General features: G+C 67.7%; 10 protein-coding genes. 2 read left to right on the plus strand and 8 right to left on the minus strand.

Annotated elements, in window-relative coordinates; all coding sequences use genetic code 11:
- Positions 1–144: 144 nt before the first annotated feature.
- From HR086_RS02035 to HR086_RS02045, 3 genes are all read right to left on the minus strand, one after another.
- On the minus strand, positions 145–1980 hold the full coding sequence (locus HR086_RS02035) for a M4 family metallopeptidase (RefSeq protein WP_373564246.1): 1836 nt from the start codon (positions 1978–1980) through the stop codon (positions 145–147).
- A gap of 178 nt (positions 1981–2158) precedes the next feature.
- The gene (locus tag HR086_RS02040) at positions 2159–4375 is read right to left on the minus strand and encodes a M4 family metallopeptidase (protein WP_174464694.1); all 2217 of its coding nucleotides are present in this window, start codon (positions 4373–4375) and stop codon (positions 2159–2161) included.
- A 316-nt stretch (positions 4376–4691) separates the two neighbouring features.
- Positions 4692–6908 (minus strand): M4 family metallopeptidase, encoded by a 2217-nt coding sequence (locus tag HR086_RS02045; protein ID WP_174464695.1) that lies wholly within the window; start codon positions 6906–6908, stop codon positions 4692–4694.
- Positions 6909–7170: 262 nt separating this feature from the next.
- On the opposite strand from HR086_RS02045, the gene HR086_RS02050 reads away from it, so the two are divergent.
- The gene (locus HR086_RS02050; protein WP_174457264.1) at positions 7171–7761 is read left to right on the plus strand and encodes a DUF4291 domain-containing protein; all 591 of its coding nucleotides are present in this window, start codon (positions 7171–7173) and stop codon (positions 7759–7761) included.
- A gap of 61 nt (positions 7762–7822) precedes the next feature.
- On the opposite strand, the gene HR086_RS02055 is transcribed toward HR086_RS02050, so the two are convergent.
- On the minus strand, positions 7823–10633 hold the full coding sequence (locus HR086_RS02055; RefSeq protein ID WP_174461752.1) for a hypothetical protein: 2811 nt from the start codon (positions 10631–10633) through the stop codon (positions 7823–7825).
- Positions 10634–11188: 555 nt separating this feature from the next.
- Here HR086_RS02055 and HR086_RS02060 point away from each other — a divergent pair.
- Positions 11189–11932, plus strand: a complete 744-nt coding sequence (locus tag HR086_RS02060) for a class I SAM-dependent methyltransferase (RefSeq protein WP_254614346.1) — start codon at positions 11189–11191, stop codon at positions 11930–11932.
- 59 nt (positions 11933–11991) lie between these two features.
- Here HR086_RS02060 and HR086_RS02065 read toward each other — a convergent pair whose 3' ends face one another.
- From HR086_RS02065 to HR086_RS02080, 4 genes are read right to left on the minus strand one after another with little or no spacing between them, the layout of a single operon-like run.
- On the minus strand, positions 11992–12150 hold the full coding sequence (locus HR086_RS02065) for a XapX domain-containing protein (protein WP_141648147.1): 159 nt from the start codon (positions 12148–12150) through the stop codon (positions 11992–11994).
- The gene (locus HR086_RS02070; protein WP_141648148.1) at positions 12147–12374 is read right to left on the minus strand and encodes a DUF1427 family protein; all 228 of its coding nucleotides are present in this window, start codon (positions 12372–12374) and stop codon (positions 12147–12149) included. The genes HR086_RS02065 and HR086_RS02070 overlap by 4 nt, the downstream gene beginning before the upstream one ends.
- Positions 12371–14026: an MFS transporter gene (locus tag HR086_RS02075; RefSeq protein ID WP_174461753.1), complete on the minus strand. Its 1656-nt coding sequence runs from the start codon at positions 14024–14026 to the stop codon at positions 12371–12373. Before HR086_RS02075 ends, HR086_RS02070 begins: the two co-directional genes overlap by 4 nt.
- Positions 14016–15872 (minus strand): amidohydrolase, encoded by a 1857-nt coding sequence (locus tag HR086_RS02080; RefSeq protein ID WP_174461754.1) that lies wholly within the window; start codon positions 15870–15872, stop codon positions 14016–14018. The genes HR086_RS02075 and HR086_RS02080 overlap by 11 nt, the downstream gene beginning before the upstream one ends.
- Positions 15873–15939 lie beyond the last annotated feature (67 nt).

Raw genomic sequence — 15939 nt, forward strand, 5'->3', positions numbered from 1 at the left:
GAGGTGCCGCGAGGGGAGCAGGGGGGCGAGCGCGGGCATGGGGAAGAGGACCGGGGTCCGTGCCTGCTCGCGCGAGGGGCAGCGAGGCATCCCTGGGGCCGGCTCCGCGCGCCCACCCTGTTGGAGTGGACGCGCGGTGAAGCCTCACTGGTGGGTCATCTTCAGGGTAGCGCCGTCATAAGTGGAGGCGGCGTGGACCAGGACATGCCAGGCGCCGGCCGCGGGCGCGGGGAAGACGCACTGCTCGTTGTTGCCCAGCCGGAAGGGGCGGCACTGATAGAGGGTCGTCGTGGGCCGCTCGTCGAAGCGGACATACAGGTCCGCGTCCCCGGTCCCTCCCGACAGGGTGAACTTCAAGTCCCGGGCTCCGGTGGGAACCATCCCCCTGCCGAGCCAGGACTTCCCCACGGCCGCCCGGAGCGGGAAGGGAACGTCCTTCGCCATGTCGATAATCACTGGCGCTCTGACGTTCACTGCCTCCCAGGCGGCGGAGACCGACGCCACGTTGCCCGCGTCATAGCCAAGCTGAATCGCGGCCTGCTCCGTCGTAATCCTCGCGGCCAGGAAACCGGAGGAGGGAGTCAGCATGTCCATGTTCGCCTTGTAGAAGATGCGCGCGGCCTTCTCGATGCCAATGCCTTCCACGAAGGGCCAGTCCGGATGGCTCGGGTGACGGCCCCCCTGGGAGAGCAGATAGAAGGCCAGATTGGAGATGCCGGAGCTGTAGTGGACATCGACGCCGGAGGTGTAGTTGCTGTAGTCGTCCAGCGAGGCCCCATCCAGCGTGGGGTCGTTCATGTAGCGAAGCGCGTCTCCCGAACTGGAGGGAGTCCAGATGTCCTCGCCCAGGAGGAACGTGCCCGCGTTGATGGTGCGGTTCTCCGCGTGCCATTCACATACGGCGCCGAAGATGTCGGACATGGATTCATTCATGCCACCCGACTCGCCGGCGTAGATGAGGCCCGATTCGTGCTCCGTCACCCCGTGCGTCAGCTCGTGGGCCGTCACGTCCACGGCCAGGGCCAGGTTGTGGGCATTCACTCCGTCGCCATCACCGAAGACCAACTGCGTCCCGGTCCAGAAGGCATTCACATAGTTCACCCGGTGGTGGACGGTGGCGATGAGTGGTGCTCCCGCGTTGTCGAAAGAGTCGCGACCGAAGAGTTCCCAGTAGCAGGCATAGACAGCGCCGAGGTTGTCATGGGTCACATTGACGATGGGGTCCAGGGAGGGCGGAGTCTCCGCGCGAGCCATCGTGCCGGGCAATGTGCTCGTGTTCCGACCGTCATACACCCTGCGAGACCGCAAGGAGTGCAGGTTCGAGTACCTCAGGAGCACCTCGCCCGAGCGTGCGTTGACGAGCACGGTGTCGTTCACCGGGCCCCCGTCCTCCGCCGCTCCCGTGACGCGCAGCCGGTAGGCCAGCAGGAACTGTGCCCCGTCGCGCCAGTAGACGAGCGCCGGTGTGCCCGCGATGTCCGCATCACGAAGGGAGGCGCCATGGTTGCGAGCCAGCTCTTCCGCCAGGGCCGGCGAGAGCGTGGCGCCGAGGGGGGCGGGCAGGTCCGTGCGCGCATCCCCGTTGGCGGCGAAGACCTGGCCGTCTCGAGCGTGGAGTCGCAGCTCCGCGCCCATGACCTCCACGCCATTCACCCGCACGCCGAAGCGGAAGTGCGCATCCCCGTCGAAGCCGACGTAGGCCTTCTTCAGGACGAGCTGCTCGGGCTTCACCCTGAACAGCGGCGCCACGCGTGCGATGACAGGGGAGAGCGTCTCCGCCTGGATGCCTCTCACCGCGTCGGGATTGGAGGGCACCTGGCCAAACGCCCCGTTGACGAACGTGGGAACGGAGTCCGCGTCGACGGCGATGACCTGGATTTCCTCCGAGCGTGGAAGAGGCGCCCGACTCTCGGCCACCCCGTCGGGGCGGTCCTCCGGCGTGCGTGTGTCGGCGCATGCGCCCAGCGACAAGCCCAGCACGACGACTCCCAGGACCCTGCATCCTCGATTCCAGCCCATGTGCTTCCCCCCGGCGAATGATGAAGTCGCCATGGTGAAGCCAGGACTTGCTCGATGACAAGTGGACCAGGACCGCCGCTGCCCACCCGCCCGTGGAGACACGCCCCACGGACGGGGAGCCGTCCTTCAACCTCTCGCGTCAGCGATAGGTGACGACGACCGATGTGTTGGCGTAGCCGCCCTTCGCGCCGTAGAGCCACACGTAGTATTTGCCGCCCTCGACATACTTGAGGTCGCAGCGCTCCGTGTTGCCTTCCTTCATGCCGCGGCAATCGTACTCGCTGTGGGTAGGCATGGCGCCGCGACGGACATAGAGGTCCGCGTTGCCCGTTCCGCCCTCGACGCGCACGGTGACGTTGCGATAGCCGCCCTCCGGGGCCTCCGGAATGTGGGCGAAGAAGCCTTGTGTGGAGTTCGTGGCGCCGGACAGGCCGCCCACCACCACGTTGGGCTCGAGCGCGAGGTAGCCGCCCTGGTATGTCATCACCAGCGACGCATTGGCGTAGGCGGTGAAGCCGTTGACCATCACGTACCACTTGCCGAACGCGGGAGTCGCGAAGGAGCACGCCTCGTTGTTGCCGGTGATGTACGGCCGGCAGTCATAGGAGGAGGTCGTCGGGGCGTTGCCGAAGCGGACATAGAGGTCCGCGTCGCCCGTTCCACCCGACAGGGCGAAGCGCAGGTTCGTCGCGCCCTCGGGCACCTCGCCCTCGGCATACTCCTTGGCGCCACGGGCGGCGGAGAGGACCACGGGGATGTCGCGCTCCAAGAGGGTGCGGTGCGGGGGCAGGATGATGACGCCCACCTGCACGGCCTTCCACGCGGCGGTGACGGAGGCGATGGTCGCTTCGTCGTAGCCCAACTGGGCGGCGGCCTGCTCCGTGGCGACCTTCGCCGTCTCGAAGTTGGAGGACGGAGTCAGGAGGTCCACGTTCGCCTTGTAGACGATGCGGGCGGCCTTCTCGATGCCGATGCCCGTCACCGCGGGGCGCGTGGGGAAGCGCGGATGCGTGCCACCCTGCGAGAGCAGATAGAACGCCAGGTTGGCGATGCCCGAGCTGTAGTGGACGTCGACGCCCGAGCTGTAGTCGACGTAGTCATCCAGCGACTCCCCATCCAGCTTGGGGTTGAACAGGTAGCGAAGCGCGTCCCCGGGAGTCTCCGGCGTCCAGACGTCCTCGCCAATCATGAACGTCCCCTCGTCGATGACCTTGCCCTCCGAGTGCCACTCGCACACGGCGCCGAAGATGTCGGAGATGGCCTCGTTCAGGCCGCCGGACTCGCCGGAGTAGATGAGGTCCGACTCGTGCTCCGTCACCGCGTGCGTCAGCTCATGGGCCGTGATGTCGACGGCATAGGGCAGGATGGAGGCGGTGGTCCCGTCGCCGTCGCCGAACACCATCTGCACGCCATCCCAGTACGCGTTCACATAGTTCACCCGGTGGTGAACGGTGGTGATGAGCGCGGCGCCCGCGTTGTCGTAGGAGTCGCGGTTGAACAGCTCCTTGTAGCAACGCCAGACGGCGCCCGTGTTGTCATAGGCCGCGTTGACGACGGGGTCGAGGACCGGCGGTTGTCCCTCCATGCGGCTCGGGGTGCCGGGAAGGCCGGGTCCGTTTTTGCCGTCGTAGACCCGGCGGTTCAGCGCGCCGTGGAGGTTGGTGATGCGCTCGAACACGTCGCCCGAGCGTGCGTTGACGAGCACCGTGTCATCCACGCGCTCACCCCCGCGTGTCTCGCCCGTCATGCGCAGCCGGTAGGCGAGCAGGAGCTGTCCGCCGTCGCGCCAGTAGACGAGCTCGGGCTTGCCCACGAGGGTGGCGTCGGGCGGCGAGGCGCGGTCCTTCCGGGCCTCCTCCACCGCGAGCTCCGTGGAGACGCTGGCGCCCTCGGGGGCGGGCAGGTCCGTGCGCGCGTCACCGTTCGCGGCGAAGACCTGGCCATCGCGAGCGTGCAGCCTCAGCTCCGCGCCCATGACCTCCACGCCGTTGACTCGCACCCCGTAGCGGAAGTGCGCATCCCCGTCGAAGCCGACGTAGGCCTTCTTCAGGAAGAGCTGCTCGGGCTTCACCTTGAACAGCGGCGCCACCCGCGCGAGGACCGGCGCCAGCGTCGCGGGCTGGAGCCCCCGGAGGGCGTCGGCGCTCGTCGGCGCGGCGCCGAATGGCCCGTTGACGAAGGTGGGAACCCGGTCCTGGTCCACGGCGATGACCTGGTGCGCGCCGGTGAGCGCCTCCGAGGACTTCTTGCTCACCGCGTCCTTGCCTTCCTTCGGCGTGGTGGCCTCGGTGCAGGCTCCCAATGTCAGGCATAGCAGCGTGGCACCTATGACTCCGCGACCTCTCTTCAAGAGCATGCGCTTCCCCCAGCTGGATGATGAGGTCGTCATGGTGACGCCAAAGGCAGCTCAGTGACAAGGCGCACCCCGACTTCATCGCGATTCACGCAACAGGCAGGTCTGGACCCACCCCGCGGAACTCCCCACCGATGTCAGTCTTTGCTGGCGGAGTGGGAGGCGATGGCGTGACGCGTGTGACAGTTCACGTCACTCCATGCCAGGACTTGAGGACCACCCGCCAGGTCTCATGGTGCGGCCGGAAATGCGACGGCCCACCCGCCGAGGCTTCACGCCTCCGGACCGGGTGGGCCGTCTTGCATCAGCTCGGTTCAGCTCAGCGGTAGGTGACGACGACGGACGCGTTGGCGTAGCCGCCCTTCGCGCCGTAGAGCAACACGTAGTACTTGCCACCCTCGACGTACTTGAGGTCGCAGCGCTCCGCGTTGGTTTCCTTCATGCTTCGGCAGTCGTAGTCGCTGTGGGTGGGGATGGCGCCGCGACGGACGTAGAGGTCGGCGTTGCCCGTACCGCCCTCGACTCGCACGGTGACGTTGCGATAGCCGCCCTCGGGGGCCTCGGGAATCTGGACGAAGAAGCCGTGGGTGTCGTTGGTGGCGCCGGACAGGCCACCCACCACCACGTTGGGCTCGAGCGGGAAGAAACCGCCCTGGTACGTCATCACCAGCGACGCATTGGCGTAGTCAGTGAAGCCGTTGACCATGAAGTAATACTTGCCGGGCGTCGGATTGGCGAAGATGCACGCCTCGTTGTTGGTGGAGAGGTAGGGCCGGCAATCGTAGGAGCCCGTCGTCGGGTAGTTGCCGACGCGGACATAGAGGTCCGCGTCGCCCGTTCCACCCGACTGGGTGAAGCGCAGGTTCGTCGCGCCCTCGGGCACCTCACCCCAGCCATACTCCTTGGTGGTGCGGGCTCCGGAGAGGACCACGGGGATGTTGCGCACCAGCTCGCGCGGATTTGGGGGCTCGAAGATGACGCCCACCTGCACGGCCTTCCACGCCGCGTTGACGGAGGCGATGGTCGCCGCGTCGTAGCCCAGCTGCGCGGCGGCCTGCTCCGTCCCGGCCTTCGCCGCGTCGAAGTTGGTGCCGGGGAGGAAGAAGTCCAGGTTCGCCTTGTAGAAGATGCGGGCGGCCTTCTCGATACCGATGCCCGCCACCGCCGGGCGCGTGGGGAAGCGCGGATGCGTGCCACCCTGCGCGAGGAGGTAGAACGCCAGGTTGGCGATGCCCGAGCTGTAGTGGACATCGACGCCGGAGGTGTAGTCGCCGTAGTCATCCAGCGAGTCCCCATCCTGCGTGGGGTTGTTCATGTAGCGAAGGGCATCCCCCTCGACGTCGGGCGTCCAGACGTCCTCGCCCACGAGGTACGTTCCGGCGTTGATGGTCCGCGCCTCCGCGTGCCATTCACACACGGCGCCGAAGATGTCGGACATGGCCTCGTTCAGGCCGCCGGACTCGCCGGAGTAGATGAGGTCCGAGTCGAACTCCGTCACGGCGTGCGTCAGCTCGTGGGCCGTCACGTCCAGGCTGAGGGCCAGGTTGAGGGAGGTGGTGCCGTCGCCGTCGCCGAACACCATCTGCGTACCATTCCAGAACGCATTCACATAATTCACGCGGTGGTGAACGGTGGCGATGAGCGTGGCGCCCGCCCTGTCGTAGGAGTCGCGGCCGAACAGGTCGTTGTAGCAATTGTAGACGGCGCCCAGGTTGTCGTAGGCGGCGTTGACGATGGGGTCCGCGACAGGCGGGTCTCCTTCGTTGCGGCCCACGGTGCCGGGAAGGGTCGTGGTGTTGCCACCGTCATAGACCCGGCGGACCAGCGCCGAGTGGATATTGGTGTAGCGCTCGAACAGGTCCCCCGAGCGCGCGTTGACGAGCACGGTGTCGTCCACCGGGGTGCCGTCCTTCTGCTCACCCGTCATGCGCATGCGGTACGCCAGGAGGTACTGGCCGCTGTCGAGCCAGTAGACCAGCTCCGGCTTGCCCTCGATGGCCGCCTTCGGCGGGGAGGCACGGTCCTTCTGGGCCGTCTCCACCGCCAGCTCCGCGGAGACATTGGCACCCACGGGCGCGCGAAGGTCGGTGCGCGCGTTTCCGTTGGCGGCGAACACCTGGCCGTTGCGAGCGTGCAGCCGCAGCTCCGCGCCCATGATCTCCACGCCGTTGAGGCGCACGCCATAGCGGAAGTGCGCGTCCCCGTCGAAGCCGACGTAGGCCCGCTTCAGGAAGAGCTGGTCGGGCTTCACCTTGAACAGAGGGGCGACGCGCGCGATGACGGGCGCCAGCGTCTCCGCCTGGACACCCCGGACGGCGGCGACACTGGTCGGCGCCGCGCCAAACAGACCACTGACGAAGGTGGGGGTGGAGTCCTTGTCGACGGAGAGGACCTGGTGCTCACCCGAGAGCGCCGCCGAGGCCTTCTCGGTCACCGCATCCTTCGCATCCTTGGATGTGTTGGCCTCCGTGCAAGCCCCCAATGTCAGGCTCAGCAGCGTGGCGCCTACGACTCCGCGACCTCTCTTCACGAGCATGCGATTCCCCCAAACGAATGATGAGGTCGTCATGGTGAAGCCAAAGGCATCTCAAGAACAAGTCGACAGCAGCAACTTCATTGCATTTCCCGCAATAAACGCGAAGTGTGACATTTTCTGTCACGGTCTTCCAGGTGTTGAGAGTCTGGGTGATGCCCGTCGGTGAGGGTCTATCGACGCGGGTTCGTAGGGACCCCTGTGTTAATGTGCGAGGTATGACGACGGTTGGCAACAGCCTTCTTGCCCTGGCGGGCACCTGGCGGTGAGTTCCGTCCGGGCGATTCGCGCCGATTTCGACCGGGCGTCCATGGTGGTCTACCAGGCCTATCCGGACGCCATCGCGGACGTGGCGGTGAGACAGCAGAAGTTCGGCCCGCCGTTCTCCGTGGGTCGGATGACGTGGATCAAACCCAGCTTCCTGTGGCTGATGCACCGCTCGAATTGGGGCCGCAAGAGCGGCCAGGAGCGCACGCTCGCGGTGCGCATCCGACGCAGTGGGTGGGAGGCGGCGCTCGCTGAGGCGGTACTCACGGGGTATGAGCCCAAGGCCCATGGCACCCCGGAGGCCTGGCGACAGGCTTTCGAGCACGCGTCCGTCCATGTCCAGTGGGACCCGGAGCGCACGGTGCGGGGGGCGGGGCTCCCTCACGACAGCATCCAGGTGGGCCTGGGGCGCGGCATCATCCAGCGCTTTGTCGAGGACTGGGTGGTTTCCATCACAGACCTGACGCCGCTGGTGCAGAAGCTGCGCAAGCACCTGGACGAGGGGCGCGCGGACCAGGCCACGCGCCTGCTGCCCAAGGAGGCCGTCTATCCGGTGCCCGTGGAGCTGGTGCGTCGGCTGGGCATGTGACGCGGGGGGCACGACGCCTGGACTGGCTGGCGTCCTGCCCTCCCTCGACATGGGCTCCGCGCTACCGGCCGAGCGTGTCCTTCATCACCGTGAAGTAGTCAGCGGGATAGACAATCTCATAGCCATAGAAGCCATAGGATTGGGTGCTCGCGCCGACGGTCAGGTTCTGGAGTTCGTCGTAGCGACGCGTGGCGAGCGCGCCCCACGTGGCCTGGGTGTCGAACCATGCGGGGTTGCTGATGCGACCCGCGGCGAGCTCCTGCTTGTACAGGCGGTCCAGATAGGCCAGCGGATAGAGGATGTGGTGGTCGCCGCCGTCGTAGCCGCGCTGCGCTTCTGAGTACACGAAGAACTTGCGGGTGCTGTCGTAGCCATACTTGACGACGTAGTTCATGCCCTGGAGCAACATGTCCACCATCTGGGCGTGACTCACGCCGGAGGGCTTGCCCGCGGCGGAGAACAACACGTCTGCCTGATGAAACCTGATGAGGTTGCCCATGAAGGCCCCCGCCATCCAGGGGTTCGTCCCAGTGGCGTTGAACCCGGCGTTGTTGTCCATCTTGGTCATCGTCCAGTAGCCCGTTCCCTGGGTGGCATCATTCACGCCCAGGACGGTGTTGGTGACGGTGTTCGTGGCCGGGTTGTAGCCCACGTGATTGCTCGGGGTCCTGAACCACTCGACGATGTAGGCGGCCAGGTGGCCCGCCACGTCCTTGTGGTACGTCGCATCTCCCGTCACTCGCACGTACTCATTCATCACATAGAGGGGCCAGCCATAGTCGCGCTCGGCCTCGCGGTACCGGTCCGCGAACTTGAACGGGCGCTTGAAGAAGTGCGGGGTGACGAACTTCCACCAGTTGGCGATCTCCGTGAGCACGTCGAGCGAGCGCTTGTCGCCCGTGAGCAGGTAGAGATTGCTCATGCCGCTGACGTGCGCATGGCCCCAGTGCAGGTTGCGGACCTGGTGGTCGATGTTTTCATGGTTGATGGCATGCACCTCGCCCGCGGGCTGCGGCGCGCCGCCCGTGGCCCAGTAGCCCGCGCGGGGCCCATGCGACACGTCGATGTCCATGAAGTGACGGGTGCTGATCTCCCCGAGCTGGAACCAGCGAGCGTCTCCGCTGCGCAGGTACTGCGTGAGGAAGTTGTTCGCGCCGACGTGGGTGTCATTGTAGAAGCTGGGCACGTAGACGCCATTGACCTCGAGCGCCCAGCCCGCGCGCAGCCGGTCGCCGTAGTCACGCCAGCCAAACATCGTGGCGTTGCCGTCGGACTGCTCGATGCTCCGCTCGTAGATGTCACGCATCAGCATGTTGTCGTAGCCCTTGTTGGTGCTGAGCTGGGGCGTGGGCGTCAGGTCGCCGAAGACACCTGACGTCGAGTACCAGGCCGGGGTGGCCGTCAGCTCCAGGCGGTGGCGCTGATAGCTGTCGTTGGCCGTGTGCAGCGCGCTGGTGGTGGGCAGGCCGGTGCTCGAGGCGAGCCGAAGCTGGTACGTCTTCGCGCCACCTGGGCGGGCGAAGTACATGCTCTGCGCCCGGATATAGCGAGTGCCGGACAGCGCGGGCTGCGTGGTCTCCGCGGTGCCGCCGCGTGCGGGGAAGAGGGAGGCGGTCAGGGTGTTGCCGTTGATGCTCAGCTCGCCCGGGAACTGCTGCCAGAAGTCCCGGACCATCAAGGCCAGGTGACGGCTGCCGGAATCCAGGGCGACCCAACCGGCGGCCTTGGCGCCCGTGCCCACGCCGCTGTAGTTGAACGTGTGGCCCAGGTCGACGCCGTTGTTGAAGGTGAACTCTCCCTTCTGGAGCAGGAAGTGCTCTCCGGAGACCTTCGCGGCATACGCGGCGCCGCTCTCACCGCCGAAGCGGTAGTCGGCCGCGCTGTCGGAGAGGTAGGTCCAGCGCAGGCCCAGCGCCTTGCCGGCGATGGCGAACGACGTGGGGTTGGTCTGGACGTTCGGCTCCAGGCGGTCGTCGATGACGGAGACCTCGATGTCGACCTTGTCGGAGCCCTGGAGGGCGTAGTAGCGGACCAGGTACTTGATGAGCTTCGCGCCGCTGCCGTTGGTGAGGGAGCCCTGGGCCTTGATGACCGCGCGCATCGGCCCGTTCTCTTCCACGGTCACGACCGCGTCGGTGGCCGCCCCAGCGGTGTACTCCAGGTTGTCGTAGGCGTTGACCATGAACAGGTCTCCGCCGTTGAGGAGCTGCTCGCCCGCTTCGAACGTGCCGTTGGTGTTGGTGTCGCGCCAGAGCTTGTTGATGACACCCTTGTTGTTGACGGCGAACTTCACCAGGCCCGTGTCGACGGTGAGCTCGGTGGTCGGCGTGCCGCTGATGGCCACGTTTCGGGGCAGGGCGGCGCGCACGACGCCAGGGCCATAGGCGACGCGGTAGGAGCGGGCTTCGCCGAGGTCGGCGACGAGGTGGACGAGGGCTACCTTGATGGAGCCATCCGGCCAGCGCGAGATGGCATCGAACTGGGCGGGAACTTCCTGGCTTCCGTCACCGGTCTCCAGCCGCAGCTCGGCGATGTTCGACAGGGCTCCCTTGGGGAGGGGGACGCCGGTGCGCACGGGCGTCTTGTCGGCGATGGGGCCGGAGGCAAGGCTCAAGGGAATGTATTGGGTGCCCGCGACAGTGACCGGGGTAAAGCTCCCCTGCACGGTGGTGTCGGCGTCGAGGGTGATGGCGCAAGTCTCGGTGCCCGTGCAGCCGCCGCCGCTCCACCCACCGAAGGCGTACCCCGTGTCAGGCGTGGCGGTCAGCGTGACGGCGGTGCCCTTGGTGAACGAGGCCAGACAGGTGCCGCCGCACGAAATGGCGGCGGGGCTGGAGGTGAGGGTGCCCGCGCCCAGGCGCGTGAGCGTCAACTGGACGGTCGTGTCGTCCCCCCCAGGAGGTCCTTCGGGAGGTGTAGGTGTGTCACTGGTGCAACCGAGAAGTAACGAGGCCGTGAGGGCCAGGGCCCGCCAGTTTTCTCTGCGGATGAGAGTTGTCATTGCGTCCAACAGAGCAAGCGTCAGACCAATGGCGCGACATGCGGGACTTCCCTGCGGGGATACATGTTGCCCCTCGCGAGGAGTCAGGCCCCTGTGGTGGACAGCACCCACTGATCTGTGGGGCCGTGCCCCCGGCAAGGCAGAGGGGCGGAGGCGCGGTTTCGCAGGGCGAACGGCATGACCCCCGGTGTGCCCTCGGCAATGTCGCCACGGAGTCACGGTCGCCAACATGCGGCGTTCGAGGTCACCGGGCGGAATCCAGCGGGTTGTCCTCGTGTCCTCCTCGATGCCCGTTCGCAGGTGCCTGTTCTCCGTGCCCAGCCAGGTGCTCCCCGCGCGTGGGGGCGATACGCTGGCGCTCATCCCAGTGAGGGGCACCGGGACTGGCATCTCAACAGGAGCAGGGGGACTGATATGGGAATCACGATGTCGCCGCAGGAATACGCCACGGCTTTTCGCCTGCTGGCCGCCACCGCGCGCCACCCCGAGAACATCGCGCGTGTCGTCGAGGAGCGGATGCTCCCAGGTCTTCCACTCCCGCGCACGCTGCTGGACGTGGGCGCCGGGTCGGGCAAGGTGGCCGAGCGGCTCGCGCCACACTTCGGCTCACTCACGCTGCTCGAACCCAATCGCGAGCAGATTTCAGGACTGAAGCTCGACAAGGCGAAGGTCCTCGTCGAGCCCCTGGAGCGCTATGCCTCCACCGAGCAGTACGAACTCGTCCTGTGCTCACACGTCCTGTACCACGTGCCCCTCGCGGACTGGGGCGCCTTCATGGACAGACTGCTTTCGTTCGTCCGTCCCGGCGGCTACTGCCTGCTCATCATGGCGGCTGCCCGTGGGCCCACCTACGAGCTGTGCCGTGACTTCGCGGAGACGCTGAACTTTGGCGAGCTGATGCTGGACACCGTGCGGGGCAAACACCTGCCCCACGAGGTGCTCCCGACGATGAGCGGCTTCGTCGCGCAGACCTTCGAGGAGATGTACACGCTCTGCCGCTTCTTCGTGCTCGAGGGCTGCTTCACCGCGGAGCAGCTCGCGGCCATGAGCCCGGACCAGGCCCGCGAACTCGACCGGAAGCTCCGCCTGCATGCCGAGCGCTGCCGGGGCGCGGACGGCGTGTACCGCCTGGAGCAGGACGAGGACCTCGTCCTCATCCCAAAGTCCTGACGCATGCGCGACGCGCGGAGGCCGCCCGGCATGGCGTCCTCCTCGCGCGCGAGCGTGCTTCAGCCCAGGAGCCGCTCTCCCATGAGGAAGCCCACCGTCATGGCCACCACCAGCAGCGCGCCCTGGAGCTTCGGCGGAGCGGGCAGGGGAATGTCGAGCAGCCGGCACCCCGCGCCAATGATGAGCGCCAGGGCGAATCCCAACAGGGCCAGCATCATGAGCGCGTCCCCTGCGTCTCGCCGGTGGGACCGCCACAGTTGACGTGATTGCGCGCGGGACGGGACGCCAGCAGCTTGTCCGTCAAGGTGTAGCCGCTCGTCATCGCGACGACGAGGAGCGCGCCCACCAGCACCGGCGGCGCGGGCGCGGGCACGCCCAACCAGCGGCAACCAAAGCCAATACCCAGGCCCAGGAGCAGGCCCACACACAGTTTCCAGTTCACGAGTCGTTCTCCAAGGGGGTGAGACGGGGGCTCGTCGGCGCGGCGCCGACGAAGTGACGAACGGACGGCGGCTGGCTGTCCTGATGGAGCGCGCTCAGCGTGTCCTGCAGCGCCTTCTCCTCATGCGTGACGCGCTCGTGTTGACGCAGGTGTTCCATCCACGAGCCGACGACGAAGTACTCGAGGAAGCGCCCAGGCTCCGCCGTGTCCTCCATGACGTCCCACTGCACGGCACCGTCGCGGCGCCGCGTGCCGCCGAGCTGGTGGATGAGCGAAAGGAACGTCGCGCGGTCCCTGGGGGCGATGCGGTACTCCACGGTGATGAGCACCGGGCCCCGGTCCTGCTCGATGGCCTCGGTCAGCTCCGGCGAAGGCCAGTGCGAAGAGGGCGCGGTGTTGCGCGTCATGGCCGCGCTCAGCCGGAAGCGCAGCGAGAAGGCGCCCGCGAGCACCGCCGCCAGGGACGCCGCCGTCAGCGAGACGGGGACACCGAAGCGCTGGGCCACGGAGCCCCACAGGAGGCCCCCTCCGGCCATGCCCGCGGAGAAGACCACGATGTAGAGCGACAGCGCCCGGGCCCGAACCCACGTGGGAACGGAGACATGGGTGGCCGTCTGGAGCGAGGACAACACGCTGATCCACGCCAGGCCGTTGAACACCATGGCCACGCCCAGCACCTGGAGCACTCGCACGTGGGCCACGACGAGCATGGTGAGCGCGTAGAGCACCGTGGCGCCGAACACCAGCCGGTCGACCCCCAGTCGCGCACGGAGTCGAGGCAGCAGCACGGCGCCCGCGACGGCGCCCGCTCCGATACACGTCAGCAGCAACCCGTACGTGCCCGCTCCCGCGCCCAGTTCCTTGCGTACGACGATGGCGAGCTGCGCGGGCAGCGCGCTGGCGAAGACGTAGAAACAGGCCGACTTGAGCAGAACGGAGCGCAAGTCACCCGACTTCGACGCGTAGCGAAGCCCCGCGCGCAAGGCGATGCCAAAGGGCTCCGAGGGCAGCGTCGAGACAGTCTCCTCCCTCCGCCAGAGGAGCAGGGCCAGCAGCACGCCCAGGTAGGAGACCGCGTCCAGCGACAAGGCCCAGCCGACGCCGAAGCGCGCGACAATCAGCCCGCCCAGGGCTGGCCCCACCGAGCGCGCGATGTTCATCCCGATGGAGCTGAGCGCCACGGCGGGCGCCAGCAGGGGCCGTGGCACGAGCTCCGCGGTCGTCGCCGCCTGCGCCGGCATCGCCATGGCCGCGCCCGTCCCGAGCGCGAACGTCAGCCCCAGCAGCACCCACTCATTCATCCTGCCGGAGAGCGCGAACCAGGCGAGCGTCGTCGCCATGACCAGCATCCACACCTGCACGGCGATGAGGTAGCGCCGTCGGTCGACGATATCCGCCAGCGTGCCCGCGGCGAGCGCGAACACCACGACGGGCATCGTCGTCGCGGACTGCACCGCGGCGACCATCAACGGGGAGCCCGTCCGCTCGGACATGAACCACGCGGCGGCGACGTCATGGACCCACGTTCCGATGTGGCTGGCCAGGACGGCGAACCACATCGTCCGGAACGAGGAGTGGCGCAGCGGCGCCCACGGGCCGACCTCCGGCGCGGTCACCGCCGGGGCTGCCGCGACGTTCGCCTCAGAAGGCATAGCAGAGGCACCCGAGCGCTCCCCAGAACCCGGTGTCGTCGCTCGTGGGGACCTTGTGGCGAGAAGCGTGGGTCCTGCCATGGCCGTGCATGGCGCAGGAGTCTCCATGCGCGTGCGAGGCCCCCTGGAAGGCGGCCCGGGCCTGGGCGACGGTGCCGCCCTGGTAGCCGCCGAAGCGATTCACCGGAGACCAGTCCGGCATCGGCCGGGGCAGTTGGGGCGCGAGCGGACCGAAGTCGCCATCGCCATGCACCACCTTGCCGCCCACCACCGTGAGCACGCTGGTGATGTCCAGGATGGACGCCTCCGGCACCTGGAAGAAGTCCGACGACAACACGGTGAAGTCCGCGAAGTAGCCGGGCTTGAGCAGTCCCTTGTGCTCCTGTTCGTGGGAGAACCACGCGCTGCCGTGCGTCCACAAGCGCAGGGCCTCCTCGCGCTCCAGGACGTTGTCCTCGCCGTACATCGCCAGCCCGCCCAGCGTGCGGCCGGTGACGAGCCAATACATCGCCACCCAGGGGTTGTAGCTGGCCACGCGCGTGGCATCCGTGCCGGCACCCACGGGCACGCCCAGCTCCAGCATCTTGCGCACCGGGGGCGTGCGGCGGACGGCGTCACGGCCGTAGCGCTCCGCGAAGTACTCGCCCTGGTAGGCCATGCGGTGCTGGATGGCGATGCCACCGCTGAGCGCGCGCACGCGCTCGATGTTGCGCTCGGAGATGGTCTCCGCGTGGTCGATGAGCCAGTGCAGACCGTCCAGCGGCACGTCCCGGTTCACCTTCTCGTACACGTCCAGCACCCGGCTGATGCTCTCGTCGTACGTGGCGTGGATGCGGAACGGCCAGCGCTTCTGGGCCAGGAGGCGCACCACCGACTCCAGCTCGCCTTCCATGCCCGCGGGCAGCTCCGGCCGGGGCATGCGGAAGTCCTCGAAGTCCGCGGCGGAGAACACGAGCATCTCGCCCGCGCCGTTGTGGCGCATCATGTCGTCGCCCTGGCGGGGGGTGAGCATGCCCGTCCAGCGCTCGAAGTCCGCCACCTCCGCGCCCTTCTTCTGGGTGAAGAGGTTGTAGGCGATGCGCACCGTCAGCTCGCCGTCGGCGTGCAGCTTCTGGATGATGTCGTAGTCCTCCGGGTAGTTCTGGAAGCCGCCGCCCGCGTCGATGACGGACGTGACACCCAGCCGGTTCAGCTCGCGCATGAAGTGGCGCGTGGAGTTGAGCTGGTACTCCGGGGGCAGCCGGGGCCCCATGGCGAGCGTCGCGTACAGGATGAGCGCGTTGGGGCTGGCCAGCAGCAGGCCCGTGGGATTGCCGCGCGCGTCGCGCTCGATGCGTCCGCCCGGCGGGTCCGGCGTCTCCTTGCCGTAGCCCACCGCGCGCAGGGCGGCGCGATTGAGCAGCGCCCTGTCGTACAGGTGGAGGATGAAGACGGGCGTCTCCGGCGCGGCCTCGTTGAGCTCCTCCAGCGTGGGCAGGCGCTTCTCGACGAACTGGTGCTCGCTGAAGCCTCCCACCACGCGGACCCACTGCGGCGCCGGAGTGCGAGCCACCTGCTCGCGCAAGAGCGCCATCGCGTCCGCCAGCGAGCGCACGCCGTCCCAGCGCAGCTCCAGGTTGTAGTTGAGCCCTCCGCGAATCAGGTGGATGTGGCTGTCATTGAGGCCGGGAACCAGCCGCCGCCCGCCCGCGTCGATGACCCGCGTCCCCGGTGTGGCGAGCGCCATGAGCGTGGCCTCGTCTCCCACGGCCTCCACGAGGCCTCCGGAGATGGCCAGGGCCTGGGCCTCCGGATGGTCCCGGTCCAGGGTGGTGATGCGGGCGTTGCGGACAATCAGGTCGGCCATGGGGGCTCGTGCGCGGAGGAGGGGGCGGACAACGACACGACGACGGACGCGGCCCGGGGGGCTGGAG

The organism is Myxococcus sp. CA039A (assembly GCF_013336645.1).
In the GTDB taxonomy this organism is placed as follows: domain Bacteria; phylum Myxococcota; class Myxococcia; order Myxococcales; family Myxococcaceae; genus Myxococcus; species Myxococcus llanfairpwllgwyngyllgogerychwyrndrobwllllantysiliogogogochensis.

Bases quoted from the DNA above. Each gene is read 5' to 3' on its own strand.
- HR086_RS02060 (WP_254614346.1), top strand. From the start codon at position 11,189: ATGTCGCCGCAGGAATACGCCACGGCTTTTCGCCTGCTGGCCGCCACC.
- HR086_RS02040 (WP_174464694.1), bottom strand. From the start codon at position 4,375: ATGCTCTTGAAGAGAGGTCGCGGAGTCATAGGTGCCACGCTGCTATGC.
- HR086_RS02075 (WP_174461753.1), bottom strand. From the start codon at position 14,026: ATGCCTTCTGAGGCGAACGTCGCGGCAGCCCCGGCGGTGACCGCGCCG.
- HR086_RS02045 (WP_174464695.1), bottom strand. From the start codon at position 6,908: ATGCTCGTGAAGAGAGGTCGCGGAGTCGTAGGCGCCACGCTGCTGAGC.
- HR086_RS02065 (WP_141648147.1), bottom strand. From the start codon at position 12,150: ATGATGCTGGCCCTGTTGGGATTCGCCCTGGCGCTCATCATTGGCGCG.
- HR086_RS02080 (WP_174461754.1), bottom strand. From the start codon at position 15,872: ATGGCCGACCTGATTGTCCGCAACGCCCGCATCACCACCCTGGACCGG.